Annotated in this window: 28 protein-coding genes; 17 read left to right on the top strand and 11 right to left on the bottom strand. The window is 43.7% G+C overall.

Annotated features, from left to right (window positions below; all coding sequences use genetic code 11):
• Positions 1-9 precede the first annotated feature (9 nt).
• Complete coding sequence (locus BMX56_RS08380) at positions 10-1,350, bottom strand: flavin monoamine oxidase family protein (protein WP_177183754.1); 1,341 nt, start codon at positions 1,348-1,350, stop codon at positions 10-12.
• A 162-nt stretch (positions 1,351-1,512) separates the two neighbouring features.
• Between BMX56_RS08380 and BMX56_RS08375 the strand changes: the two genes are divergently transcribed.
• A complete protein-coding gene (locus BMX56_RS08375; protein WP_090644348.1) occupies positions 1,513-1,914 on the top strand; it encodes a LiaF transmembrane domain-containing protein in 402 nt (133 codons plus the stop codon).
• Between the two features lie 176 nt (positions 1,915-2,090).
• Here BMX56_RS08375 and BMX56_RS08370 read toward each other — a convergent pair whose 3' ends face one another.
• Positions 2,091-2,297, bottom strand: coding sequence for a hypothetical protein (locus tag BMX56_RS08370; RefSeq protein ID WP_143065396.1), 207 nt, complete (start codon positions 2,295-2,297; stop codon positions 2,091-2,093).
• 428 nt (positions 2,298-2,725) lie between these two features.
• Between BMX56_RS08370 and BMX56_RS08360 the strand changes: the two genes are divergently transcribed.
• From BMX56_RS08360 to BMX56_RS08320, 9 genes are all read left to right on the top strand, one after another.
• On the top strand, positions 2,726-3,625 hold the full coding sequence (locus BMX56_RS08360; protein ID WP_090644337.1) for a LiaF transmembrane domain-containing protein: 900 nt from the start codon (positions 2,726-2,728) through the stop codon (positions 3,623-3,625).
• 174 nt (positions 3,626-3,799) lie between these two features.
• Complete coding sequence (locus BMX56_RS08355) at positions 3,800-4,135, top strand: DUF4288 domain-containing protein (protein ID WP_090644334.1); 336 nt, start codon at positions 3,800-3,802, stop codon at positions 4,133-4,135.
• A gap of 135 nt (positions 4,136-4,270) precedes the next feature.
• Positions 4,271-5,305, top strand: coding sequence for a sensor histidine kinase (locus BMX56_RS08350; RefSeq protein ID WP_255369805.1), 1,035 nt, complete (start codon positions 4,271-4,273; stop codon positions 5,303-5,305).
• On the top strand, positions 5,302-6,048 hold the full coding sequence (locus BMX56_RS08345) for a LytR/AlgR family response regulator transcription factor (RefSeq protein ID WP_090644331.1): 747 nt from the start codon (positions 5,302-5,304) through the stop codon (positions 6,046-6,048). Before BMX56_RS08350 ends, BMX56_RS08345 begins: the two co-directional genes overlap by 4 nt.
• Before the next feature lie 364 nt (positions 6,049-6,412).
• Positions 6,413-7,585, top strand: a complete 1,173-nt coding sequence (locus BMX56_RS08340) for an XRE family transcriptional regulator (protein WP_090644327.1) — start codon at positions 6,413-6,415, stop codon at positions 7,583-7,585.
• The gene (locus BMX56_RS08335; protein ID WP_090644322.1) at positions 7,582-8,091 is read left to right on the top strand and encodes a DUF4411 family protein; all 510 of its coding nucleotides are present in this window, start codon (positions 7,582-7,584) and stop codon (positions 8,089-8,091) included. Before BMX56_RS08340 ends, BMX56_RS08335 begins: the two co-directional genes overlap by 4 nt.
• 101 nt (positions 8,092-8,192) lie before the next feature.
• Positions 8,193-8,351, top strand: a complete 159-nt coding sequence (locus BMX56_RS30095; protein ID WP_177183753.1) for a hypothetical protein — start codon at positions 8,193-8,195, stop codon at positions 8,349-8,351.
• 53 nt (positions 8,352-8,404) lie between these two features.
• Positions 8,405-9,124, top strand: coding sequence for a hypothetical protein (locus tag BMX56_RS08325; protein WP_090644313.1), 720 nt, complete (start codon positions 8,405-8,407; stop codon positions 9,122-9,124).
• 179 nt (positions 9,125-9,303) lie between these two features.
• The gene (locus BMX56_RS08320) at positions 9,304-9,879 is read left to right on the top strand and encodes a hypothetical protein (RefSeq protein WP_090644309.1); all 576 of its coding nucleotides are present in this window, start codon (positions 9,304-9,306) and stop codon (positions 9,877-9,879) included.
• Here the strand turns inward: BMX56_RS08320 and BMX56_RS08315 are convergent.
• The gene (locus tag BMX56_RS08315) at positions 9,858-11,618 is read right to left on the bottom strand and encodes a DUF4209 domain-containing protein (protein ID WP_090644305.1); all 1,761 of its coding nucleotides are present in this window, start codon (positions 11,616-11,618) and stop codon (positions 9,858-9,860) included. The genes BMX56_RS08320 and BMX56_RS08315 overlap by 22 nt on opposite strands.
• A gap of 778 nt (positions 11,619-12,396) precedes the next feature.
• On the opposite strand from BMX56_RS08315, the gene BMX56_RS08305 reads away from it, so the two are divergent.
• The gene (locus BMX56_RS08305; RefSeq protein ID WP_090644297.1) at positions 12,397-12,852 is read left to right on the top strand and encodes a hypothetical protein; all 456 of its coding nucleotides are present in this window, start codon (positions 12,397-12,399) and stop codon (positions 12,850-12,852) included.
• A 160-nt stretch (positions 12,853-13,012) separates the two neighbouring features.
• On the opposite strand, the gene BMX56_RS08300 is transcribed toward BMX56_RS08305, so the two are convergent.
• The 3 genes from BMX56_RS08300 to BMX56_RS08290 form a co-directional block, all read right to left on the bottom strand.
• Positions 13,013-13,612 carry an RloB family protein gene (locus tag BMX56_RS08300; protein WP_090644294.1) on the bottom strand — a complete coding sequence of 200 codons (600 nt, stop codon included), beginning with the start codon at positions 13,610-13,612 and terminating at the stop codon, positions 13,013-13,015.
• Positions 13,613-14,971, bottom strand: a complete 1,359-nt coding sequence (locus BMX56_RS08295) for an AAA family ATPase (RefSeq protein ID WP_090644292.1) — start codon at positions 14,969-14,971, stop codon at positions 13,613-13,615.
• A 185-nt stretch (positions 14,972-15,156) separates the two neighbouring features.
• A complete protein-coding gene (locus BMX56_RS08290) occupies positions 15,157-15,519 on the bottom strand; it encodes a winged helix-turn-helix transcriptional regulator (RefSeq protein WP_090644288.1) in 363 nt (120 codons plus the stop codon).
• A 109-nt stretch (positions 15,520-15,628) separates the two neighbouring features.
• On the opposite strand from BMX56_RS08290, the gene BMX56_RS08285 reads away from it, so the two are divergent.
• The 3 genes from BMX56_RS08285 (at position 15,629) to BMX56_RS08275 (ending at position 18,251) form a co-directional block, all read left to right on the top strand.
• Positions 15,629-16,381, top strand: coding sequence for a glucose 1-dehydrogenase (locus tag BMX56_RS08285; protein WP_090644284.1), 753 nt, complete (start codon positions 15,629-15,631; stop codon positions 16,379-16,381).
• 61 nt (positions 16,382-16,442) lie between these two features.
• Positions 16,443-17,204: an SDR family NAD(P)-dependent oxidoreductase gene (locus BMX56_RS08280; protein ID WP_369829633.1), complete on the top strand. Its 762-nt coding sequence runs from the start codon at positions 16,443-16,445 to the stop codon at positions 17,202-17,204.
• 252 nt (positions 17,205-17,456) lie between these two features.
• Positions 17,457-18,251: a hypothetical protein gene (locus tag BMX56_RS08275; protein WP_090644275.1), complete on the top strand. Its 795-nt coding sequence runs from the start codon at positions 17,457-17,459 to the stop codon at positions 18,249-18,251.
• Between the two features lie 270 nt (positions 18,252-18,521).
• On the opposite strand, the gene BMX56_RS08270 is transcribed toward BMX56_RS08275, so the two are convergent.
• Genes BMX56_RS08270 through BMX56_RS08260 form a run of 3 tightly spaced genes read right to left on the bottom strand, consistent with a single transcriptional unit; the run spans position 18,522 to position 19,806 of the window.
• Positions 18,522-18,956: a VOC family protein gene (locus BMX56_RS08270; RefSeq protein ID WP_090644270.1), complete on the bottom strand. Its 435-nt coding sequence runs from the start codon at positions 18,954-18,956 to the stop codon at positions 18,522-18,524.
• 41 nt (positions 18,957-18,997) lie between these two features.
• Complete coding sequence (locus BMX56_RS08265) at positions 18,998-19,489, bottom strand: SRPBCC family protein (RefSeq protein WP_090644267.1); 492 nt, start codon at positions 19,487-19,489, stop codon at positions 18,998-19,000.
• Positions 19,486-19,806: an ArsR/SmtB family transcription factor gene (locus BMX56_RS08260; protein WP_090644261.1), complete on the bottom strand. Its 321-nt coding sequence runs from the start codon at positions 19,804-19,806 to the stop codon at positions 19,486-19,488. Before BMX56_RS08260 ends, BMX56_RS08265 begins: the two co-directional genes overlap by 4 nt.
• A gap of 228 nt (positions 19,807-20,034) precedes the next feature.
• Here BMX56_RS08260 and BMX56_RS08250 point away from each other — a divergent pair, with 228 nt between their 5' ends.
• Entirely contained in the window at positions 20,035-20,487 is a 453-nt protein-coding gene (locus BMX56_RS08250) for a VOC family protein (protein WP_090644249.1), read from the top strand.
• A gap of 302 nt (positions 20,488-20,789) precedes the next feature.
• Here BMX56_RS08250 and BMX56_RS08245 read toward each other — a convergent pair whose 3' ends face one another.
• Together BMX56_RS08245 and BMX56_RS08240 are read right to left on the bottom strand one after the other, a co-directional pair.
• Positions 20,790-21,611, bottom strand: a complete 822-nt coding sequence (locus tag BMX56_RS08245; protein WP_090644240.1) for a class I SAM-dependent methyltransferase — start codon at positions 21,609-21,611, stop codon at positions 20,790-20,792.
• 400 nt (positions 21,612-22,011) lie between these two features.
• Positions 22,012-22,212 carry a hypothetical protein gene (locus tag BMX56_RS08240; RefSeq protein ID WP_090644231.1) on the bottom strand — a complete coding sequence of 67 codons (201 nt, stop codon included), beginning with the start codon at positions 22,210-22,212 and terminating at the stop codon, positions 22,012-22,014.
• A 156-nt stretch (positions 22,213-22,368) separates the two neighbouring features.
• On the opposite strand from BMX56_RS08240, the gene BMX56_RS08235 reads away from it, so the two are divergent.
• Both BMX56_RS08235 and BMX56_RS08230 read left to right on the top strand, forming a co-directional pair.
• Positions 22,369-23,187: an SDR family NAD(P)-dependent oxidoreductase gene (locus BMX56_RS08235; RefSeq protein WP_090644226.1), complete on the top strand. Its 819-nt coding sequence runs from the start codon at positions 22,369-22,371 to the stop codon at positions 23,185-23,187.
• A 69-nt stretch (positions 23,188-23,256) separates the two neighbouring features.
• Positions 23,257-24,147 (top strand): helix-turn-helix domain-containing protein, encoded by an 891-nt coding sequence (locus BMX56_RS08230; protein ID WP_090644221.1) that lies wholly within the window; start codon positions 23,257-23,259, stop codon positions 24,145-24,147.
• The last annotated feature ends 54 nt before the right edge of the window (positions 24,148-24,201 follow it).

The raw sequence follows: 24,201 nt of genomic DNA, 5'->3' as shown, positions 1-24,201 counted from the left end.
CTTTTATAGCTATTGAATCCGCTCCGCAGCGCGCAACCCGCTATCCAATGCTGCTTCAACAGTACCCATAGCGGTGCCATTATACAAGTATTCGCCGGCGAAGAAAATAGTATCTTCTACAGGTTCAAGTAGAATGGAGCGCGCCTGGCCGGCTTCCACCGTATCATAAGCGTAGGAGCCACGGGCAAATTCATCTGCCGTCCAGTTCACTATGTGGTAGTTACGAAGCTTTTGTTTGAGTTGTTGCTCGTCGCGGTTAAAAATATTGGCCAATGACTGCAGGCTTTGCTTTAGTATTTCGGTAATATGGGTATCCGTTTTTTCGGCAGCTTCGGGGCCTCCTATCCAGCCGGTTAGGATGTTGGTATGCTCGGGCGCCTGTGTCCACCAGGTGGGGATTTCCTCGGTGCTAAATAAATAGCCCATGTTACTGAGACTTTTACCGGCCAGCTTTTCGGTTTGTTTGTCTTCCCAAAAAGCCTCGTCAAACTCCAGCAAGATTTTTATTACCGCCCCAAAGCCTAAAGCGTTGATAGCTTTGATGTGATCCGGAATTGGGGGAATAAAACTGATGGCCCCGGAATCGCCTGCGTTAACCTGCAGAACGCCAAGGGGTAAAGCCACAATTAATTGCTTTGCCGAATGCGTACAGCCAACACTGCTAACCACTTTTACACAATGTTGCTGCCAATAAATTTTCTTTACTACCGAGTTCAGATAGATGTGGCCACCGGCGCCAATTATCTCACCGGCCAAAAAACTTGTCAATTTACCGTAGCCACCTGCTACCCGGTATTGTGCGCCATCGTCCTCAGATTGCCATTCGCGGCGCAGCGAAAACGAGCTTGCTTTTTTGGGGTCGGCGTTATCGTACCCGGATACAAACTGGCGTACAGACTCTCTTAAACGCCTGTATTTTTCGCCTTTAAATTCGCGGAGCAGGAAGCAGTTGATGCTCATATCCTGCTCTAAATCACCCAGTTTATTAAGGAAGGCATCCCAATGTTCTACAAAGGTTTCATTCTGCTTAAACTCCCCATCCTCGTACCGCCACATGGATGCGCCGGCGTGCTCATAGGCAATGCCTGCCTCATCCAATAATGATTTTGTGAGCGGCAAATCGCCGTGGATGAACTCGGCACCCAGTTCAAGCGGTTGTTGGCCCGATGCATTTTCGAGCGTGTAAATGCGGCCGCCAATGCGGTCGCGGGCCTCCAGTACGGCAACTTTTTTGCCGGCTTTTGCCAGCGTGCGTGCAGCCATTAAACCCGCCGCACCGGCCCCTATGATCAATATATCAGAATCGTCCATCGCAATATTATGGTAGGCCAATGTAATTATTGTAATCATACAATGCGGCATTTGTTTGTCAAATTTTGCGGCAAAAACGATAGCCCCATTCACCGACAAAATATACTTGCTTACCGGGTTGTTATACCCTGTTCGCCAATATTGGCTTGCTGTGCCTTATATAGCGCAGTACTTTTAGGGTATAATTTAAAACTTACGACGATGAACAACGATATAAACACCCTGAACCCCCCAAACAACAGCAAAGTAGCCGCAGGGGCCATTTTATTAGTAGCAGGCAGCCTTTTACTGATAAACCAATTCGATTTATTTTTTATACCCGACTGGCTGTTTAGCTGGCCAATGTGGATGATTGCCTGGGGTACTTACATGGGTGCCAAATACAATTTCAGGAAACCATCATGGATAATTGTTACCCTGATTGGCGTAGCCTTTTTGCTCAATGAAAACATCCCCGATGCCGACCGTATAGTATGGCCACTGGCTATCATGGCCTTTGGTGCCTGGATGGTAGTTAAACCACGCAAACACACCGAAGAACATATTTTTACCCAGCCCAAACAGCCTTTTAATTTTGATAAGCCTGCCGGGCCCGAAGTATAATACATTTTGATTTAATAGTTTTGATTGGGGAGGGCCTGTACAGGTTCTCCCTTTTTTTGGGTGTTCGGTTTTGGGAGAGGATAACGGGGGTGTTCGGGGGCGAACACATATACTGTTGAAATACAGCAAATTAAGTGTTCGGATAAAACAGAATGCAAAAAGCAACATTTTACCAACTAACTGATTTTTAAATACTTAACTACACCCCTCGATTTTGGCCCGCATAAGCCCGAACACTGACAGTATTTTGTCAGTACCCCGGTTTTAGATGTGTTAGGGATAGAAACGGTACCGGCTTTTGCGCGTAAGGCCTGCAGGCGTATGAGTGCATAGACCGGCCACGCTTCTATCAGCGGGGCAACACCATCGTCGTTATTCTCCATTTCGCAGGATACATTAAGGAAGCAAAAACCGGCAAAAAAATTCAATTAATGTGCAAAAGATACCAGGTTTTGAGCAAGAAAAGTACATTTTTATACCACATTTTTCGACAACTTGCAAACCACCTGCCAACTACCTGCGGCAACCTTTTAACATACCTGCCGCACATCCTCACACCCCCTCCGGCCCCTTTGTTTTACCCCCATTTTCCGGATGGTATTTGCCTGTTCTGAATTTTCGCAAAAGGAAAATATTTCACTTAACGAAAGGCACTGAATCCTGACCATTGCGTCGTTTAAACACCGGCAAACTTTTTCACCGACAAAACTTCCCCCCTTACCGATTACTTTAAATATATCGCCAGTATTTGTTTGGCACATGTATAATGTTACCTTAGTTTTGGGATATGATTTAAAATGCAACAGAACAAATGAACAACGATATAAATTCTCCGCAAAACCCTAACCGAGGCAAAGCCATGGCCGGGATAATATTGCTTGTTGTAGGAGCAATATTATTACTAAAACAATTTAGCCTTTTCTTTCTCCCGGAGTCATTGGAACTTTGGCCGCTGTGGTTGGTGGCCTGGGGCCTGTATGTAGGCGCCAAACATAATTTTCAAAAATCATCAGGCCCTATGCTGATAGCTATCGGCGTGGTGTTGTTTATCATCAACAACATTCATGATTCCGATCGCATTGTATGGCCCATCGCTATCATAGCCTTTGGTATGTGGCTTATTGTAAGGCGCGGCAAAAGCCATGACCCTGTTACCGGTAAATACAAAACCAAATGGGAAAAAGATTATGCCGACCCTGCCAACTGGGGCAAAAGAACCGAAAAACCTAAGTTCGACTTTGGTAAAATGGAAGACCCGATTGTTGACTACACCGTAAAAGATGGCGGCGAAATACCATCATCCGGTGAACCCGCTGCTGCCGATGCCAACATACCGCCACAAGACACGCCACCTTTCGGCCATCATAACGGCGACGATTACCTGGATACCGTATCCATCTTCGGCGGGGTTAACAAAACCATCCTGAGCAAGAATTTTAAAGGCGGCGACATCGTGAACATCTTCGGCGGGGCCGAGTTGGACTTTACCCAGGCCGATATTGATGGCCGTGTTTACCTGGATATTACCCAGATTTTTGGCGGCACCAAAATAATTGTGCCATCCAACTGGCAGGTAGTATCGGATTTGGCCGCCGTATTTGCCAGTGTAGATGATAAACGCATCCGCAGCACGGCGTCAAACGTTAACGGCAAAATACTGGTACTAAAAGGGGTATCGATTTTTGCAGGGGTGGATATCAGGAGTTATTAGACAGCCCCACCCAAACCCTCCCCTGAAGGGGAGGGCTTAAAAAAGGAAGGCTTTTAAAGTCTCCCCTACCGGGGGGAGATTTAGAGGGGGCTTTGAAGGAATATTTTATCTATAAACAAAACAAAAAGTCTCCCCCTTCAGGGGGAGATTTAGAGGGGGCTGGAGGCCTTTTTTATGAACTGGTACGTAGCAAAATTAGTTTTCAGGGTGATAAGCGGCGATGGCGATCATCAGGCGCAGTTTGATGAGCAGTTGCGGTTAATCAGCGCCGAAACCGAACTGAATGCCTTTGAAAAAGCTAACAAGATTGGCCATGCCAACCAGGATAGCTTTAAAAATATTGAGCGCCAAACCGTTAAATGGCAATTTATTGATGTGGCCGAACTAAATCCCATCAGCGAACCCACCGACGGTACCGAACTGTATTACAACATACACGAAACTCCCGACGCCGACCTGTACATCGCCTGGGCGCATCACAAGGCAGCGTTGCTGGGGGTGAGGAATTGAGTCTTAAGTCGAAAGTCCTAAGTTTAAAGTCAAAGCGCTATCTAACTTAAGACTTAAAACTTCCGACTTAGGACTTCCGACTTAGGACTTCGGACTACCTAAAAAAATGAATCAATAACAAAACGACAAAAAAAATTGGCCATACCAAATTTAAAAGCTTCCAGATTATACGGTGTGTTTGTGGCTTGCGGCTTCGGCTGGGCGGCGCTGCAAACGTATATTATCCATAGTTTTGGTTTTTTGTGGTTCACCTCAACTATCGATGGTTTGCTTAGCGCCGTGCTGCTATCGGGCGCCTGCTGGCTTATCAACAATAACCTGCGCTACTACCAGCCGGGCAAAGGCAGCTATATTAACCTGTTTATATGGGTGGTGGCGCTGGCGGGCATTTGCGCCGCGGGCTGCCGGTATTTGTTGCCGCTGCTTAATACCGACCCCATCTTCGTCAACTTTGTTATTCAATCCCTAACCATCCGCTTTTTTATCAACTTTTTGGCCGTGGGATGGATGGCCATGATCAGCCTGTTGTGGTATTCGCAGCTTGATCAGCGCGAAACCATGAAACGCAAAACCGAGGCCGAGCAGCTGGCCCGCGATGCCGAGCTGTACAACCTGCGCCAGCAACTGCAGCCGCACTTTTTGTTCAACAGCCTCAACTCCATCAACGCGCTCATCGGCTTTAAACCCGACCTGGCCCGAACCATGATCCATCAACTGTCCGACTTTTTGCGCGGCACCCTTAAAAAGGACGACCAGCAACAGGTACCCTTATCCGACGAGCTGGCCCACCTGAATTTATACCTGGATATTGAAAAGGTACGCTTTGGCCACCGCCTGCAAACCGAAATTAGTTGCGACAGTAAATGCGGTGCCGCCCTGCTGCCCTCCATGCTGCTGCAGCCACTGGTTGAGAATGCCATCAAGTTTGGCTTATACGATACCACCGGCGAGGTTACTGTAAGCATCCGTGGCGAAATGGAGGATCATTACCTGGTGGTGATGGTGCAAAACCCATACGATCCGCAAACCAGCCGACCCAAAAAAGGCACCGGTTTTGGCTTGCGCGGGGTGCAGCGCCGTTTATATTTGTTATTTGCCCGTAACGACCTGATGGAAACTTACGCAAATGATAATATATTTACAACCATAATAAAAGTACCACAAGTATGAAGCGCGCCCTGATTATTGACGACGAGCCATTAGCCCGCATGGTTGTAATGGAATACCTGCAAAATTTTAAAGATATTGAGCTGATACAGGAATGTAACGACGGCTTTGAAGGCCTTAAAGCCATACAACAGCACCAGCCCGACCTGATATTTTTAGACGTGCAGATGCCCAAGATCAACGGATTTGAAATGCTGGAACTGGTAGAAAACCCGCCCGCCGTCATCTTCACCACCGCTTTTGACGAGTACGCCATTAAAGCCTTCGAGGCGCACGCGGTCGATTACCTCATGAAACCCTTCAGCAAGGAGCGTTTTAACAAGGCGGTCGAAAAATTCCTGGCCACCGCGCCCGAAAAACATACCCCCAAACATACCGAAGAACTGCTGGACGCCGTTGCCGCCCATTCGCCCGCCCAAAACGAGCGCATTGTGGTAAAAACCGGCACCAAAGTAAAAATTATCCCCGTTGCCGACGTTGAATACCTGATGGCCGACGACGACTACGTATCCGTTATCACCAAAGAAGGCTCGTACCTCAAAAACAAAACCATGAGCTTCTTCGAGCAAACCCTCGACCCTCGGCAGTTCGTCCGCGTGCACCGCTCTTATATCATCGCCATCACCCAAATTACCAGGATTGACCCTTATGAAAAGGACGCGCATTTAGCTATTTTGAAAAGCGGCGCTAAGATCCCGGTGAGTAAAACGGGGTATGTGAAGTTGAAGCAGGTGTTGGGCATATAAACACGATTTTCAGGATTTTGCAGGATTGACAGGATTTTGATTGGCATGGCCAATATCTTCTCGCAAAAAACGATTGTCATTTCGATAGAGCAAGGGAAGGCCAGGCGCGGGAGAGCGAAAGAGAAATCTTGTACGCCATGCATCTAAACCATGCTAAGCGAAATATGCATCGCCGCCATCCCCTCTCCCACCATCCAAAGCAAAGCCCCGTGCGATTCCTTCCTTGGGGAAGGGAAGGGTTTAATAAACAATGCCGATATGGGATATGACGTTGATAGATTTTTAATTATGGCGAATTTACCACAATTAAAAAGGGATGTTATTAAACTAACTATTTTTGCATTATTATTGTGTAATCTAAATCATGGCAGACAAAGCTTTCGTTACTCCTAATGTGCTCAAATGGGCAAGAGAATCTGCACGGATGTCTTTGGAAACTGCTGCTGCAAAAATAAATGTTAGTCCGGATAAGCTAAATGAATGGGAAAATGGCGAAGCTCAGCCCACAATCAGGCAGGCCGAAACTTTAGCAAAGGCTTACAAACGGCCTTTTGCTTTGTTCTTTTTGCCCGAAGTACCACGAGATTTTTTGCCATTACAAGATTTCAGACGGCAATCCGCAAAAGAACTTGGTACAGGCTCCGTTTTTATTATCCGGGAGATACAACAAAAACAGGCCTGGATAAGTGATGTAAATGAGAGCAACCAGGAAGAGCCTTTGGCATTTGTAGGCCGGTTTACAATTAAAAGCAACCCGCAAACCGTTGCAAAAGATATTTTATCGGTACTTGAGATTAACCCTGCTCATTATTCGTCGGATAAACCAATTAAAGAATGGATTGACAAGGCCGAGGCGAAGGGCATTTTTATTTCACGTACAAGTTTTATTCATAGCCGTTTAAAACTCGATAGCGAAGAAATGCAGGGTTTTGCAATTGCCGACAGATTTGCACCATTTGTATTTATAAATTCTGAAGACTGGGATGCCCCTCAACTATTTACACTTGTACATGAGTTAGCGCATATTTGGATTGCAGCGTCGGGTATTTCCAGCGATATTGAACCCCAACTGCACGATATTAACAAGCTTGACCCTATTGAGTTGTTTTGCAATGAAGTTGCGGCAAATGCTTTAATGCCGGCCGAAATTGTTAGCCATTTAGAAAATCCAATTTTTGAGTCGTCGGTCAACATTTTTAAATCGGCCAAAAAATTGGGGGTTAGTTCATTTGCGCTGTTGGTTAGGGCGTTTAACATGAATATCATTAACCAGCCTGTTTACACCAAATTAAAAAAACAGGCAGATGCAGATTTTAAGGCCTATTTAATAAAGGAAGCCGAAAAGAAAGCAAAGCAAAAAGAAAAAACAGGCGGCCCAAATCCATACTTATTGCGGTTGAATAAAAATAGCCGTCTTTTTACGCAAATAGTACTTGATGCATTTCGCGGGGGGCGCATAGCACCTACCGAAGCCAGTAACCTGCTCAATACCCAGGTAAATAATTTCCCTAAATTAGAAGCCTGTATTTATTCATGAGCAATAAGCCACAACTGTATTGCCTTGATGCTAATGTGATTATAGAAGCATGGCAAAAATATTACTCTCCTAAATTCTGCCCTTCGTATTGGGAAGTGCTTAACAATTTAGGTAAGCAAGGCCGCTTATTTATCCCCAAAAACGTATCAGACGAAATTACGAGAACCGAAGACGACCTTGCAAAATGGCTTAAAACCAGTGATATTAAAATAGAACAAATTGATGGTAACGTAACCAGTTGTTTAAGTAAAATTTATGCTGCAAATCCTTTACATAAATTTTTAGTCGACAATACCCGCCAAAGATCTTTAGCCGATCCCTGGGTAATAGCCCACGCCATGAATAGCAATGCCTGCGTTGTGACGAAAGAAAACTTTGAAACCGCCGCAAATAGCAAGCGAATTAAAATACCCAATGTTTGCCAAAATATGGGCATCCGATGGATTAATGATTTTGCTTTAATTGAAGAGTTAAACCTGAAGTTTTCTTGTGAAGTAATTGGGTGACTGGCTATTGGCAAAGCGGCGCGGTAATAGCACTCAATGACCACCATCCAAAGCAAAGCCCCGTGCGATTCCTTCCCTGGAGAAGGGAAGGTAGGGGTTTAATGAACTATGAAGGTAACGCAAATAATTATGGCGTAACCCCGATGGTAGAAGCGGGGTCGGGCTATTCGCTTATACGGCACCAGGCATTAGGCGCGGGGCCGGTATTCGCTGCTATCCCTTACGCGGGGGGAGGAAATAATGAATTCGAAAACCTATGATAGCCCGAATTACCCATAAACTGCTAAATTAGTCGCAACATAATTAAATCAGAATGCGCAAAACCTACCTTATCCTCCTCATCCTGGCATTTTTCGCCTGCAATAACAGCAAACCCGCACAGAAACCCTTTGTTAGCAGTCCACCTCCAAAACCCGGATGGAAAACCATCAACCTGCATGATTTTGTAATTGATGTTCCCGATTACTTTACCCTCAAATTTGAAAAGGGCATTGATTCCCAACCCGGCTCATTAAAGGGAAAGGATTTTGATCTCTCTTTTGACTATGGCTGGTATTGCGATACTCTTGTAATGAGTGAGCAGGAATATATCCGGCGGGGATGGTGGAAAGAAGAAGCAATTATAAGGTTTGTAAATTCCACCTTACACCCCAACATTGACGACAGGAAAACCCAGTTAACCCAAATAAGGCCCTGTAATAAAAGCGACAGTGCATTTGCCCGCGGCTGCGATTTTATAGCAGCATGCACTTACAAGAAAGACAAGTTTAAATTGCCAATTTTTATCCCGCAGGAGGTTAAAAACCATATTGTAAAATTAGATACCATACAGCGCCATTACCGCCGTTTGATAATGCCTAAAAAAGGGCTAAAAGGAATAACAGGGATTTACATGCGTAAACAGGAAGCCCATATGTTTTCGGGGATAAGCGCTAATGCTATTGTGATGGATGCCCACAATCTTAGTGAGGCACAGCAGGCTTTGGCGAAGGAGATATTTTTGACGTTGAGGCCGAAGGTGAAGAGTAAATAATTATGAGGTAACGCTCCTTTGGTCGCGTTGGACTCGCTTATGCGACCTTAGGCATTGGGCGCGGGGCCGGTATTCGCTGCTATTCCCCTACGTGGGGCTCAGTCGATAATGGCGTGGTGCGGTGAAAACACGACCACAGGCTGAACAATTTTATGTACATTCAATTTCTAAATCAAAACATGAAAATCGCAGTGTTAGGCTGGGGATCGCTGATATGGCAACCCAAACAATTAAATATCACCGGTGAAAAGTGGTATCAAGATGGCCCCCTGCTCCCTCTTGAATTTAAAAGAGTATCTCTTGATGGAAGACTGACATTAGTGATTTGTCCAGGCTACCCCGAGGTCATCAGCTTATATGCTATTTCATCTTTTGATAATTTAAACCAAGCTATTGATAATTTAAGACTTAGAGAAGGTACAGTTACACAACATATAGGCTTTTATAATTTTCAAAGTGATAACAAACAAGTTAAGAAGGCGAATGAATCTATCTTTTCTAACCTGTTTTTATGGCAACGGCTTACTGACATTGATGCGGTTATCAGGACAGATTTATCCCCGAATTTTCGCGAGAGAACACAACTTGAATTTACAATAGATAATGTGCATACCCATTTAAAACAACTAAGTGCCGAAGCGTTTCAGTCAGCGAAACAATATGTAGAAAATGTGCCTGCACAAATAAATACCAAATATCGCCAAGAAATACAATCTATATTCGACCAGCTGTCTCATAAATCAGCCGAAGCTTGATCAGTAGCGGTATACTGCCCCAACCGAATGATTGACCATACCACTGTATCTGCTAATTCCAGCGTGTAACTTTTAGGTGCCAGATAACTATGGGCAATGTTGTTTCGCAAATCCATGCCGTTTTTTGTATAGATGTGCCGCATTAATAATTTGTCTTTTTCATCGAAGCGATCTTGAGGAAGTTTATCAAGTAGTTCGGGTAAATAATTTTCCCGCGGTTCTCCGCTTGCGCTATCTATCGCAGTTGTGGCGACCCCGCAATTTTGTAAAAAAAAACGGATCAGCATTTCATATTTAAGCACCAGCGTATCTGTGCAAAGCACGAAATCAGCCTCTTCACTACGTAAGCTCCGTTCGGCTTGTTCTAAATAATAGAGTAATGCAGGGCGTATCGCAGCATATAGCTGATATTCTTCATCAGTGTTTCCGCTACTGGTTGTAAGCGTTGTTTTACCAATCCAAGTCTTTTCAAAAAAGGCGTCCAGCACACTTATAGATAATTCCCCCTTGTTAATAAGTTCATGCATAATTTCGCTGATATATTGTTGACTAAATATTTTGTACTTCATTTTATAAGTCCAGGCTTTACTGAACCGTTCGCTTCCCGCTGCCGACAATACTTTAGGATTTTGATTAATGTCAAAGTTCACGAGTGTGAGTTGCCGAGTGAGTTGATCGTAAGGCCCTTTCTCGTTTTCGCCGCCGTCCCACGGCAGCAAGGTAAGGTCCGTCGCTAAATTGACCAATATATCATCAACTGGCATTGTCAAATATTCTTGTTTTCGAGCTTCGATATAGTCATAAAGCAAACGTCCCTTATCACCGTCTATCAAGTTGACCAGAACCCGGCTAACTTTCCTTGTTTTTTTGAACGACTGGTATTCTATTGCGGTATCTCGGAACTTATCCTCGGCTTTCGCTTTCTTATAACACTCCATCGCCTCGGCAAGCTGGGGCAAAATAACAATGCGAGCAGGATCATTCGTACGGCTAAGTGCATGTGACCTGATGCCGTCACCCATTTGCTCCCATAACAATGCTTGCCTGTTAGCCCCCATCAGCATATCAGCCTTAATCGCTGTTTCATAATTTTCTTTATACAAAGTGTAGCCACCATTTCCTGTTTGCTGGAGTGCTTCCTGGACATAAATGTCCAAATCGAGCATCCTGGCTTTACCTTTCAGGTTTTTAATGACCTCATCCAGGGTACGTCCTTTCATCCATAACGGAACAGGTAAGGAGAGCAGGTGATTAGTCAATCCCACCGCCTTATCAAAAGATTGCTGGTCCTTAGTGGCTGCGCTTAAAATCAGGGCCGGGTAAATCGTCCTGCTCCACCGCAAGAAATATTTATCATTATTACCAAGCCGATCTAACGCATACTCTGCCAATTGAAGATAGGCACCTATAGCGACTTGATAACCAGGAAAATAACGGTACAGTTGCCATAGCAAGTGGCCATAGCGAGTGAGCGTTTCAGGATGCTTTGTCAAAGAAAGTCGCTGTTGGAAATAAGCCTTGGCAGCCGGTGTCGAGGCTATTTTTATCCCTGCTGTTGAAATACCGGCCACGCTGGCCTTGTCATCCAAATAAAAAGTAAACGCGATACTTTCCAGCTGGTATTCGGGACTCTTCTCGTCGTCATCCTGAGCCAACTCTGCAAAGCATTCGGCAACCTTGTAGTGCTTATACTGCTCCTGCGGGTCATCTATAACCTGATAAATCTCAATGGCGTTCATAAAATATTTTCATAATCTATCTAAATAAACCCACTACTGCGCATCCTAATTGCGCAGCAAACCGGTAAATGAATTTATTTTGAAAGTTACTGTTTCGAGGATAAATAATTTCAATAAATCGTCTGACAGACAGTATCGATTTTAGGCTTTCAGCCTCTGCTGCCAGGCGTTCCGCTTAGCCCCCCCTTGGCGCGTCTTGTGCGGCCGCTTGAGGAGTAGAGGATTTGGACTTATTTATGAAACATATCGTAAAGCATATGTCAACCGTCACACATTCCTTCACGCAAGACCTGTGGTAAAAATGCTAACTTAAATCTGCGAGAGACGGTAATAGATATAGCTTATCAATCGGGATAGGAAAACGTATAGATAAATAATAGTTATTTTAACATTTGATTTATAGTTTTTAAATCTACATATTTATACAACCAAACCAATTCACTATGATTAATTATTATAGTATCGGCTTAATTTTCTTAATGAAAGTTATCTGTTTCTTTTTAGGCTATCTAATAGTTAAATTAGGATACAATTTAATTAACACCGGTGTTAAAGGAGAGTTTAATTTCACCAGTGAATATAAAGGAATTAAAGCTGGTTTAGTAAGTTCTTCTCCCGGTCTGCTTTTTGTTTTGTTAGGGACGTGCCTGATAGCATACGCTATTTTTGTGGAGAAACCATACCACTATGACAATGGAAGTACGACTGCAACTACCATTTCGAAACCCGATTCGATATACAAGCCACTTCTAACCGATACCATACCTCCATATAGATAATGAAAATATTCTTTTTAGCTTTAGGATCGTGCTTCCTGGTAAGTTGGCAAGAACCCCAATATGTAACTGATTACAAAACCGGAGTTGGTTACTACAACCGTAAAGAATACTATAACGCTATCCAGGTGTTAATGAAATCCTACAAATTAAGAAATAGCGATTTAGTAGCCTATTATATCGCAGCAAGCTACTCCGGACTTCAAAAATGCGACAGTGTAGTTAAATATGCTAAGTTATCTGTTTTACTAAATAAAGATCCAGCCGCAGTATCCTTAAAGGAAAGCATTAAAATGATAAATTCATGTAACTTAACTAATATCAATTCTAATCCACCCACAGTGATTGTTGTACAGCGCGGGGCAAGTGGAGGGGGAACTTTTAAACCAATTGACGATAAAGAAAAGTTACTAAAAGATAAGCAACGTATTAAAAACATTAAGTCATCTCGTCAATAAGCTAAAAATATTCCTTGTTTTCCGGTCAACCTTTAGCGCAAATATTGGTTCCTTAGCGCAAGTCTTGTTCGATGGCCAGTGGGCAGATGACTTGTGACTTATCGACGTAATGAGGGGGTAGAGGACTTGTGATTGTATCGGCAAGTATATCAAAAGTGGCTTAAACAAGCCGCCCAACATTATACCATTCAAAAAATTTGTATACCTCTGCTCTTGGATATGAGGGGTCGTGGTCATCTCTATCCCGCTCCAGCATGGCGGCATTATTCATGGCATCCGGCAGCCTGTCGCGTAAATTAGTAAATAACCTTGCTGCCTCCAGGAATTTTAGGCCTTTGTTATAATTGGGGATAAAACGGCGTAATTCTGTTACTACCTGCTCGCAATTTAAAAATAACCTGCCGGTTGGTTTAAAGTGCAGCAGCAGCCAAATCTCAAAACACGGATTATTTTCCAAAACTATCACTCCCGAACGCAAGGCTATGGCTTTGTGTTGCAGGTACGGTTGTTGTTGCTGCTGCGCTATAACAGCGTCCATATCTATTAAAGCATATACCTTGTTATAGTTCTGCGCAAGTTCCATCGCACGATCAAGCACTCCTGAAAAACTGCCGATTTTACCTGGGAAATCGGGAATAATACGCAAATTATCAGGTCGTTCGGCATCACGAAAGTCTGTAAAATAGATGCTTTCTGTAAATCCGTCGCCAACCAATGCCACGCTGAACCGGAGGTTGCGCCTTTTAGGATGCCTGGTCATTTACTCCTGTGCTATATAAGGTGAACCCAAATTAGGCTTGGCGCCTAATCTGCCGGCGCGGTAGGCGTTAATTAAACTGGCCCCCTTGCGTAGGATGCCGGTATCAAAATCAGCCGCAGAATAAAGGTCGACAGAGCCATCTTCCTTTTTTTCGCTAAACCACAAGGCATCCCGGCGAATAAAATCAATCTCCTCCATAAGCGCCACATTGTGGGTTGTTATCAGCATTTGAGACTGCTCTGCATTGGCCAGGAAAGTTTGCAGAAAATGTTTCATTAAATCCGGATGAAGCGAATTCTCCAATTCATCTACCAACAATATAGAATCTCTGTGCACTAACGTATATAATGGGCCGCCCAATGAAAAATACCGCTGCGTGCCGCTGCTTTCTGCATCAATGGGCAGGGTATAACTGCCATTGTCTGTATGGTGTGTAAACATAATTTTGCGCCTTAACGCATAGACATCTCCACCGCCATACATTTTGCCAGTAGTTAAAGCCGCATCCACAGGAGTAGTATTAGCTGTATTCGTATCAAAGGTATTTCGCGGCATAAAACCGATACTCGTAGCATCGAGGTTTTTAAGCAAAGCACCGGCAGTTTTTTCTTTATCGGCCTGTACTTTACTGATTTGCCTGTCGGCCTTGTTCATGAATTTATCCATCCATTTGTTTGCCTGCGGGTTATCGGCAATCATCAGCGCGGTTTCGCCCATTACATTTGTACTGCTGCTAATCAGCCCTAACCAAAAAAGGTTCATCCAGATATTCAGCGCGTTCAAATCCGGGATATCGGTATTAGTTTTAGTAAAAGCGCCAAAAACGGTATTGTTATGCAGGGTGTTACTTTCCAGCCGGTCGCGTTCTTTAGCAGGTACTTTTATTTTACTGCCGAACTGAATTTTTGCCAATCGCTTATCCATATCGGTATCCCGCGTAAAAAGCTCGGTAGGTTTGGCGCTGTTAAAAAAAACAAGTTTTTCATTTAAAATGGCTTCCTGGTTAAACGTAACACTGTAAATATGACGGATTTGATTGGCATAAAAAGCCAGTTCTATAAATGACTCGTTTTGCTGCGGATCTTCGCAAAATAAAAACGGTTCATAGTCCAGTTTAGCCGATTTATCCAGCAGGGGGCGCAGCAAAAGTTTTCTCAGAAATTCAAAAACCTTTAGCACCGTTGTTTTACCGGATGCATTTGCCCCATAAATGTAGGCCAACTTCAATAGTTTACATCCATCGGGCATTGTTGTTAAATAAATATCATCGGCCATATCATCGGCCAAATTTGCCTCAAAACTAAGTTCCACCTCATCCCTAATCGGGCCAAAGTTTTTGATTTTGATATATTGAATCATTATTTACTCCATTTTTGCAGTTTATATTCAAATATAGAAAAAATATTCCGGTTTATTGGTTTCATGAATGGACTTTCCGTCCCCGTGAGAGCCCCTTAGGGGACGGCAATTTTCTTTCGGTGTACAAATCGACAAGATAACTGATATCTTCCATTTCCCGTTCATTGCCGGGTTTCTATCTCGCACTATCCGGCGTAAGTTACCCTATCAGTCTCTTTGGGTATTAAAGCTACCTCATATTTTAAATTCCATTCTTTGATGTGTTCTAAAATTGGCAAAAAAGCTAAGCCTTTTTCAGACAACTTGTATTCTACCCTTGGCGGCAGTTCCTTATAGGCCAATCTTTCCAATAGTCCATCTTCTTCCAGCTCTTTTAACTGCTCGGTTAATACTTTCCTTGAAATGAGTGGTATTATAGAATCCAGCTGACCAAAACGAATGGTACGGGTACCAATTACATTTATAATTATCGGCTTCCATTTATTACCAATAGTGCCAATGGCTCTGGTAAATGGGCAATTCGAGTTGCAAAATCTTTCGTCCTTCATAACATTTAAAATTGTAGTTACCCTATGGTAACCAGAATACACCGTTGATGGTTACAAATATAAACTATTGATAATATCTTTGCGAAACAAATTTAAATAGAAATTAAAAATGAGTAGATTAAAAGATAAAGTAGTAGTTATTACAGGCGGTAATAGTGGCATTGGGTTTGGCATTGCACAGGAATTTAAAAGTGAAGGTGCTAAAGGAGCTATTGTGGGCAGAAACCAGGAAACTTTAGATAGTGCCGTGGCCCAGCTTGGAGATAACTTTATAGCCATAAATGCCGATATAACCAACCTTGCCGACCTGGAAAGGGTGTTTGCAGCAACAGCCGAAAAATTTGGTAAAATAGACGTGGTTGTAGCCAATGCAGGTGCCGGAACTGTAGGAACTGTGGCAACCTTTAGCGAAGCCGACTTTGATAAGGCAATTGACCTGAACCTGAAAAGTGTTTATTTCACTGTTCAGAAAGCATTGCCCTATATGAATGATGGTGGTTCTATTATTTTGATCGGGTCAAACGCGGCACATCGGGCGTATGCGAATTTTACGCTTTATGGCGCTGCAAAAGCAGCTGTTATCTATTTAGCCAAAGGATTTTCAAGCGACCTTTTAGACAGGAAGATCAGGGCAAATGTAATCACACCAGGCACAACAGATACACCAGCATTTGACAAGTTTGTTCCCGCGGAACAAATGGAAGCGGTAAAAAAGCACTTTGCAGATCAAATGCCGATAGGCAGAATCGGGCAACCAGCCGACATTGGTAAAACAGCGGTTTTCCTGGCCTCCGACGATTCTTCGTTCATGCTTGGTGCCGAACTCCTTGTTGATGGCGGCATGACCTATTTGGCTAAGTAGTTAACCTCACACCGGCACGGGGATGTACCCGTGCCATTAAATAACTAAAATAATTTTCAAAATGATGAGTAAATTAAAAAATAAAGTAGCGGTAGTTACCGGTGCTTCAAAAGGAATAGGCGCATCTATTGCCAAACACTTCGCGGCAGCAGGCGCAAAAGTAGTTGTAAATTATGCCTCAAGTAAAGAAGGCGCAGATAAGGTGGTTAAGGAGATAACCGACAATGGAGGCTTAGCCATTGCAGTACAGGCCGATGTATCTAAACAAGCCGATGTAAGCAGGTTGTTTAAAGAAACTGAGAATGCTTTCGGCACGCTGGACATTTTAGTAAATAACGCGGTATCTCAAGGATATGCGCCTATTGAACAAATTTCGGTAGAAGATTTCCACCAAAGTTTCAACGTGAATGTGTTAGGGCCAATATTGACCATCCAGGCGGCTTTGAAACTTTTCGGCGATAAGGGAGGCAACATTATCAATATCAGTTCGGGTGCAAGTAAATACCCTCTTCAAAATGCCTCATTGTACTCTTCAACTAAAGCAGCATTGGATGCCTTCACCATAGCTTTATCTAAGGAGTTGGGCATTAAAAAAGTTCGTATCAATTCTATTTTGCCGGGCGCTACAGCAACCGAAGGCGCAGCCAGCGCGGGCGTTACCGCCGGCAGTGAGTATGAAAAGATGTTTGTCGACAAAACACCACTTGGCCGCAGAGGCCAGCCCGAAGACATTGCGAAAGCTGCCGTTTTTCTTGCTTCGGATGATGCAGCGTGGATTACGGGCGAGCAAATTTCCGTATCGGGTGGTATGTATGGTTTTTAACTTTATAACCCCAAAAAAATGAACGACAAAGCGACGGAATTATTAGTTGACGGCGGTTTCGCCACAACGAAAAAATAATTGTTTCAAAAGTATAAGTTTCTTTCAAATGCCTGCTTTCTTCCGGAAGCAGGCATTTGTTGCATCATCAGCAAATACATAAATTTGTTTTAGTTAACTTATTGATAGTTCGGTGTTTTCATGTAGCTTTGTTAACACGTTCTCCAATTGTATACCTGTTTAAGCTTTAATCTCATGAATTTTAAACACATGATCATAGTGGTTGCATTAATGGGTTTGATGGCCAGTTGCAAAAAGGACAAAAATTCGGGAACAGACACCGAAGTCCCCAAAAAAGACACCATTTATCTTTTAAAGAGCATAGTAACCAATGAACTGCTGTCGCCAGCGCCGGTAACGAAAACGGAGAACTTTACTTACACCGATGCGCACCAGCTAACCAAACATACCGTTGTTTATAAAAGCGCTTCGCAGAATTTTACAGTAAGTTTTACCATAAATTACGATGGCACCGGAAAGATAACAGAAGTGATTAAAGCCGGAACGCAGTATTACCCATGGAATAAGCTTACCTATTCCTATTCGGGTAATGTTATGACAACCTTTTATCATTATCCGGAAGCACCGACGGATAGCCTGGTCACTACGCTGAATAGTAAAGGCTATGCAGAAAAAATAGTAGGCAGACAACAACAATATCAACTTGTATATGACGTTGACGGCAATATCACCAAACGGGGTTTATATAATAATTCAAATCCATCAGTGCCTACTTTTGTAACTAATTTTAAGTATGATAAAAGAAATAGCCCCTTCAAGGCCCTGAAAAGCAATTTATACGTTTTGTACCAGGCTTTTAATGATATATACAGCCCGGTTAATAACAGAATAAGTGATAACGACCTGGAATTTTATAATTATACTTATAATAAAGGCGGTTATCCCCTGCAAATGGTGGTTGTACACAGTAGCGTAGCCGTTCGCAAACTTGACTATACTTATACTGTAATCGTACAGGATAAAAAATAAGCTGGCGATATGCGGGCTAAACTGGCACTACAGATGCTATTTCTGTCCCCGCGGGGTCTCTCCAATGCTATTAAGTTAAAAGAAGCAGAAGTGAAAAATAATATCGAACACTGAGTTTCGAATATCCAACGCCGAAGTTTTTCCTTCATTATTCGAAATCGAATATTCGGTGTTCGATATTAAATCGGCCTTAACTTAATAGCATTGGAGAGACCCTGGGGGACGGCGAACGTTTGTATGACGTTACAAAACAGGGGTTTCTCCGTCTGTTTACCCGTTATAACTCCCATCAAATTCCACAATCCATTCAATACCATATTTGTCCCGGAACATGCCGGCATATGTACCCCATGGGGTATCGCCAATAGGACCTTCCACGTCTCCGCCTGCCGACAGGCCGTTAAATATTTGCTCGGCCTCTTCCCGGCTATCGGCGCTCACATATATTTTCGACCGGTTTTCGGCTTCGCTCACCCGACCCATAAAACCGGGAACATCATTGGCTATTAGCACATTGTTTTTACCCAATGGTAAACCAATGTACATGATTTTATTGGCCTCATTTTCTGCTATCGGCATTTCGGGGCCCGATATGTCCTTGAAACGGATGATCTTTGTAAACTCGCCGCCAAAAACTGATTTGTAAAAAGTGAATGCTTCTTCGGCATTTCCATTGAAGTTGATCCAGGGATTAATTGCTCTCATGATTTTTATGTTTTAATTGTTAATTATTTCGGTTTAATATCTCAGGATAAAGTTGACAACAAGTCTTCCAGGTTTTTTAACGTCATGGTAAAGCCTATTTTGAAGCCTTCCAATAATTTCTCCATTCGTTCAAACGATTCATTAAAAATGACAATGTCCACTTTGGTTATTCCATTTTGTTCGCTGAAATTGTAATCCCATTCAGAACCCGGCAGTTCACGATTTTCGTCTTTATCTGCAAACGCGTTGTACATCTTAAAATTGGTTTTCGGGGTAATGGATGTAAATTCCTGCACCGACCAACGCTCCTGCCCATCGGGGCTTATCATCGCGTAAAATCGCCGCCCGCCTACTTCAAAATTCATATACTTGGTTTTGGCACGCATAGGTGCAGGTGCCCCCCATTGGTCCAGTAATTCGGCTTTGGTAAAGGCATCCCATACTAAAGATTGGCCGGCATTAAATTCCCTGGTTATAAATACCGTTTTCGCTGCTTTGTCAACGTTAAAATCAAATAGCAAATCGTTGTTCATTTTTCTGTTTTTTTAATTGTTGATAATAATTGGTCGAGTTGATTGAATTGTGTTTCCCAGCTTTGCCTGAACTGGGCTAACCAGTTGTCGAATTCCTGCATTTTTTTTGCGTTAAAGTGATAATAAATCTCCCGGCCGCTCTGCTCGGGTTTAATCAAATCGCATTCGTGTAATACTTTAATATGTTTTGATACGGCCTGCCGGGTCATATCAAATTTTTGGGCCATGGCATTTGGTGTTAATGCCTGTATGGCAATTAAAGTTAAAATAGCCCTTCGTGTCGGGTCGGCTATGGCCTGGAATATATCTTGTTTCATGTTGTAAAGTTCAAATAAGCAACCTGCTGGTTGCAAATATATATGCAACTTTTGAGTTGCGCAAATTTATTTGATTTTATTTTTTTCGGGGATAAATGCAGGGGTTTAGTGATTGCCATAGGCTGCGGTTCCGATTCATACAATTTAATGCGTTTAACTTCATTGAAGTTTGTTGTAAACAATTATTCAATGAACACCGTTACTTTACATTTATAAGGAGAAAAAACCATGGCTGAAAACGAATTAATAAGAATGGACAATATGGGCATCGTTGTAGAATCCCTCGATAACGCCATATCCTTTTTTACAGAAATAGGCCTGAAGCTTGAAGGACGGGCTACCGTAGAAGGTGAATGGGCGGGCCGCATTACCGGGCTGGGTTCTCAGCGCGTAGAAATTGCCATGATGGTTACCCCGGATGGCCATAACCGCCTCGAGCTTTCGCGATTTGTTAATCCGCCTGTAATTTCAGACCACCGTACAGCCCCGGTGAACGCGCTGGGCTACCTGCGTGCGATGTTCACTGTTGAAAACCTCGACGAAATGATATCCAGGCTCAGCAAGCATGGTGCCCAGCTTGTAGGCGAGGTGGTTAAGTACGAGAACTCATACCGGCTCTGCTACATTCGCGGAACCGAGGGGCTTCTTATCGGCCTGGCGCAGGAGCTGGGGAGTCACTGAGTTTCTCCGCCCTTGTTGGAGGTGACAGCATAGGTGTTCGGAAGACTTTTTAGTTCCCTCCCCACGGGAGGGGTGCGGTCGGAAATGAGCGCAAAGGCAGGGAGGGGTCTATACGAGCGGCGAGTTGCAAAGCGGCTTGAACGGCTGATTTAACCCCTACCTCCCCTTCCCCAGGGAAGGAATCGCACATCCCTGCGCTTTTTTTATTTCTTCCGAACACCTATGGAGGTGACAACACCAACAACGGCGGGTACCAGCAAACTAAACCACCTCCGATTTTCTTTCAAACAAAGTTGTCCTAACTATTTCCGCGCCTGGCTGATTACAGCACTTATTGGAGCAACCATGGGAGCAGCTCCGAATTTCTCGGCGAGTTCTTTTTCCACCTTAATTTTCATCTCGTCTATCCAGGCAGGATTACGCTTTTTGATCTCCTCATAAACAGGCCCCCACGCTACAAGACCGTCTGTTGCTTCTTTTGCCGTTGGACTAACGGCAAAAAGTTGTACTTTTTCTATTGATATTTTTGCAAACCCGGCATGCTGTAATAATGGTGTTATAACGGCCTCATCACTCATCGAGGTAGCAAGATTATAAGATTCGGGCAATGGCTCTTCCAGGTATTGTTGTGCGATAGTTCTGCAGGAAGATGACGCAGCGTTGTTCTCCAGCTTATCCCATGTTGTAAATAAAAATAAGCCACCCGGTTTTAGCACCCGGTATGCCTCTGCAAACGCCTTTGGCTTATCCGGAACAAACATATACCCGAAGCAACATATAACCATGTCGATGCTATTGTCATCAAAAGGAAGTTGTTGGGCATCTATATTTTGCCAGTCGATATCAAGATGGCTTAATTTTTTTTGGGCTACGGCCAACATATCCCCGCTAATATCCGAAGCAATTAGTTTTGCCGCGGGCGGAATACGTTCCCGGATATGGCGGGTAACACGGCCTGTTCCGGCCGCAATTTCCAGTACAATAGAAACCGGGGCCGGGTCAATTCGTTTTGCAACCTCTATGGCATATGGTTCAAAGTATAACGGACCAAAAAATTGATCATATTGAATCGCAGTTTCTCCCGGCAAACCAGGGGAAGGTGCATTAGTCGACGTATCATTCATGAATCATTGTTTTTATTTTTAGCAAACAACACAGCGGTTACCTCCGGTTACCATTCCATTTGCATCATTTTCTGTCCCAACGAAATCTCTCCAATGGTATAAAGTTAAGGCAAAAACACAGGTAAATAATAATGAATTTCTGTCTTCGCGGGGACGGTAAAGGGCCAAAACATCCCCCGGTGGCAATCTCAATTTCGGTGATCTCGTTGTTCCATCGTGGCTGTTTACTACAAACTGTTAAAAAACTACAGTGATAAAAAAGATTAGGCAGCACTTCATATAGTTATAGATTGAAGCTAAGTTAGATATTAACTGAGGTTATTATCACCTTAATAAGACGCAATTTTTATCATGGATGAGCAACAAATAAAGTTGCTTTGGTACGCCAAATATACTCTGCTTATCGCCGCAGCTTATCAATTATCGCGATAAGAAGATATACGGCCCCACCGCCGGTAAGGATTACATCTAATACGCCGAACAGGTTACCCAATACAGGCCCAGGCGATGCATGTGTCCATGCATAAATAAAGAGGAAATTACCCAACCCGATGATGGCTATTGCAAGTAAAGCCTTATATCTTGTTTTCCAGTTGCGCATTAGCGAATGTACAATATATTGCTTTCCCCCTCAACATGACACTCCCATTACTGTCCCGCGCCGCTTACGTTAAAATGTATCATTCTTCCCCACTTCCGTATAAATGGAGCGGCAAAAGGCGCTATACATTTGTGTCATAATTAAAACAACAAAACAATGGCAAAAACAATTTTTATTACCGGCGCCTCACGTGGTTTCGGTAAATTATGGGCCGAAGCATTACTGCAACGCGGCGATAAAGTAGTAGCAACAGCCCGCGACCTAAGTACCCTTGATGACCTGGTAACCAAATACGGCGACAATATTTTACCCCTGCAACTGGATGTTAACGACCGCGCCGCCGGCGTTGCCGCCATCAACAAAGCAAAAGCACATTTTGGCAGCATAGATGTACTGATTAACAATGCCGGCTATGGCTTATTTGGTACTATTGAAGAAACTACCGAGCAGGAAGCCCGCGGCCAGATAGAAACCAACTTTTTTGGTTTGCTGTGGTTAACCCAGGCCGTATTACCTGTAATGCGCCAGCAGGGCCATGGCCACATCATCCAGGTTTCGAGCGTATTGGGCCATGCTACCCTGCCGGTGCTGGGTTTATATAATGCATCAAAATTTGCCGTGGAAGGCTTGAGCGAAACGCTGGCTACTGAAGTAAAAGGCTTTGGCATTAATGTTACCCTGATTGAACCTAACGGCTTTGCAACTGATTGGGCCGGCGCTTCATCTGCACAAACCGTGGCTATGCCCGAGTATGATGCCGTGCGTGCCGCTTTCCAGGCCGGCATAACCGATGACATTTTTGGTATACCCGAAGCAACCAGCGACGCCGTATTGAAGCTTATAGACAGCGGGAACCCGCCGTTGCGTTTGTTATTGGGCAGCCAGGCTTACCCATGGGTAAAACAGGTTTATGATGGCCGCATTGCCGAGTGGGAAAGCTGGAAAGAGATATCGGCCGCCGCACAGGGCAAATAATTTTAATGGTATTACACTGACATAATTTACGCCGGTTTTCGGCGTAAATTTGTTTTATTATTTAACGTTATGCAGCATTTTAAAAATTTAACCGATATGCACCGTGCCAACGGTTACGCCCCGCCCGAGAATCCGCTCATCAGTATACAGCGGTGCACGCAAACCTGCAGCCTTGGCGACAGGGAGTTTACATCCGATTTTTATATGATAGGCTTTAAAAAACTAAAGTCGGGCGTTATCAAATATGGCCGTACCAAATACGATCATGATAACGGCAGTATGATGTTTGTAAAACCGCGGCAAATCATTGAATTTAGCAGCGTGGAGTATGAGGACGATGCTTTTATCATCTTCATCCATGAGGATTTTTTGAACGGCCATGTGTTGCATACCGAGATCAACAAATACCCTTTTTTTGATTACGAAACCAACGAGGCGCTACACCTCTCTCCGCAGGAAGAGCAAATCATCTGGGACCTTTTTTACAAAATAGATACCGAATACCGCAGTAATACCGACGAGTACAGCCGCGATATTATGCTTACGCACATCGATTCGATGCTTAAATATTCGCAGCGGTTTTATAAGCGTCAGTTTATCAACCGGCGCGAGCTATCGGGCAAAACTGTTTCAAAATTCAATGATGCACTGGCCACGTACTTCAAAAAAGGCTTATTAGTTACCCAGGGACTGCCTTCGGTAAGCACGCTGGCATCACGCCTCAACCTGTCGCCACGTTACCTGAGCGATCTGCTGAAACAGGAAACCGGTAAAACAGCCATCGAACTAATCCATATTTACCTGGTGAACGAGGCCAAAAACCGGCTCATGGGCGATGATCACAGTGTTTCCGAAATAGCCTACCAGCTCGGTTTTGAAAACCTCCCCTATTTTTCGAGGCTTTTTAAAAAAGAAACGGGTATTAGCCCCAACCAGTTTAAAAAGCAATTGGTTAACTGATAGTGATATTTTCCACCCGGGCGGTAGCAAGAACTGTACGTGTTTCAGCTTTGA

The organism is Mucilaginibacter sp. OK283 (assembly GCF_900110415.1).
In the GTDB taxonomy this organism is placed as follows: domain Bacteria; phylum Bacteroidota; class Bacteroidia; order Sphingobacteriales; family Sphingobacteriaceae; genus Mucilaginibacter.
The sequence above is the reverse complement of the archived record's forward strand: the minus strand, read 5'-3'. Positions and strand labels throughout refer to the sequence as shown.

Excerpts from the sequence above, each read along its gene's own strand:
- BMX56_RS08280 (WP_369829633.1), top strand. The coding sequence starts at position 16,443 with ATGATGAGTAAATTAAAAAATAAAGTAGCGGTAGTTACCGGTGCTTCA.
- BMX56_RS08320 (WP_090644309.1), top strand. The coding sequence starts at position 9,304 with ATGAAAATCGCAGTGTTAGGCTGGGGATCGCTGATATGGCAACCCAAA.
- BMX56_RS08260 (WP_090644261.1), bottom strand. The coding sequence starts at position 19,806 with ATGAAACAAGATATATTCCAGGCCATAGCCGACCCGACACGAAGGGCT.
- BMX56_RS08370 (WP_143065396.1), bottom strand. The coding sequence starts at position 2,297 with ATGGAGAATAACGACGATGGTGTTGCCCCGCTGATAGAAGCGTGGCCG.
- BMX56_RS08265 (WP_090644267.1), bottom strand. The coding sequence starts at position 19,489 with ATGAACAACGATTTGCTATTTGATTTTAACGTTGACAAAGCAGCGAAA.
- BMX56_RS08325 (WP_090644313.1), top strand. The coding sequence starts at position 8,405 with ATGCGCAAAACCTACCTTATCCTCCTCATCCTGGCATTTTTCGCCTGC.
- BMX56_RS08300 (WP_090644294.1), bottom strand. The coding sequence starts at position 13,612 with ATGACCAGGCATCCTAAAAGGCGCAACCTCCGGTTCAGCGTGGCATTG.
- BMX56_RS08240 (WP_090644231.1), bottom strand. The coding sequence starts at position 22,212 with ATGCGCAACTGGAAAACAAGATATAAGGCTTTACTTGCAATAGCCATC.
- BMX56_RS08340 (WP_090644327.1), top strand. The coding sequence starts at position 6,413 with ATGGCAGACAAAGCTTTCGTTACTCCTAATGTGCTCAAATGGGCAAGA.
- BMX56_RS08230 (WP_090644221.1), top strand. The coding sequence starts at position 23,257 with ATGCAGCATTTTAAAAATTTAACCGATATGCACCGTGCCAACGGTTAC.
- BMX56_RS08235 (WP_090644226.1), top strand. The coding sequence starts at position 22,369 with ATGGCAAAAACAATTTTTATTACCGGCGCCTCACGTGGTTTCGGTAAA.
- BMX56_RS08355 (WP_090644334.1), top strand. The coding sequence starts at position 3,800 with ATGAACTGGTACGTAGCAAAATTAGTTTTCAGGGTGATAAGCGGCGAT.
- BMX56_RS08375 (WP_090644348.1), top strand. The coding sequence starts at position 1,513 with ATGAACAACGATATAAACACCCTGAACCCCCCAAACAACAGCAAAGTA.
- BMX56_RS08360 (WP_090644337.1), top strand. The coding sequence starts at position 2,726 with ATGAACAACGATATAAATTCTCCGCAAAACCCTAACCGAGGCAAAGCC.
- BMX56_RS08245 (WP_090644240.1), bottom strand. The coding sequence starts at position 21,611 with ATGAATGATACGTCGACTAATGCACCTTCCCCTGGTTTGCCGGGAGAA.
- BMX56_RS08290 (WP_090644288.1), bottom strand. The coding sequence starts at position 15,519 with ATGAAGGACGAAAGATTTTGCAACTCGAATTGCCCATTTACCAGAGCC.
- BMX56_RS08270 (WP_090644270.1), bottom strand. The coding sequence starts at position 18,956 with ATGAGAGCAATTAATCCCTGGATCAACTTCAATGGAAATGCCGAAGAA.
- BMX56_RS08345 (WP_090644331.1), top strand. The coding sequence starts at position 5,302 with ATGAAGCGCGCCCTGATTATTGACGACGAGCCATTAGCCCGCATGGTT.
- BMX56_RS08295 (WP_090644292.1), bottom strand. The coding sequence starts at position 14,971 with ATGATTCAATATATCAAAATCAAAAACTTTGGCCCGATTAGGGATGAG.
- BMX56_RS08335 (WP_090644322.1), top strand. The coding sequence starts at position 7,582 with ATGAGCAATAAGCCACAACTGTATTGCCTTGATGCTAATGTGATTATA.
- BMX56_RS08315 (WP_090644305.1), bottom strand. The coding sequence starts at position 11,618 with ATGAACGCCATTGAGATTTATCAGGTTATAGATGACCCGCAGGAGCAG.
- BMX56_RS08250 (WP_090644249.1), top strand. The coding sequence starts at position 20,035 with ATGGCTGAAAACGAATTAATAAGAATGGACAATATGGGCATCGTTGTA.
- BMX56_RS08275 (WP_090644275.1), top strand. The coding sequence starts at position 17,457 with ATGAATTTTAAACACATGATCATAGTGGTTGCATTAATGGGTTTGATG.
- BMX56_RS30095 (WP_177183753.1), top strand. The coding sequence starts at position 8,193 with ATGAACTATGAAGGTAACGCAAATAATTATGGCGTAACCCCGATGGTA.
- BMX56_RS08305 (WP_090644297.1), top strand. The coding sequence starts at position 12,397 with ATGAAAATATTCTTTTTAGCTTTAGGATCGTGCTTCCTGGTAAGTTGG.
- BMX56_RS08380 (WP_177183754.1), bottom strand. The coding sequence starts at position 1,350 with ATGATTACAATAATTACATTGGCCTACCATAATATTGCGATGGACGAT.
- BMX56_RS08285 (WP_090644284.1), top strand. The coding sequence starts at position 15,629 with ATGAGTAGATTAAAAGATAAAGTAGTAGTTATTACAGGCGGTAATAGT.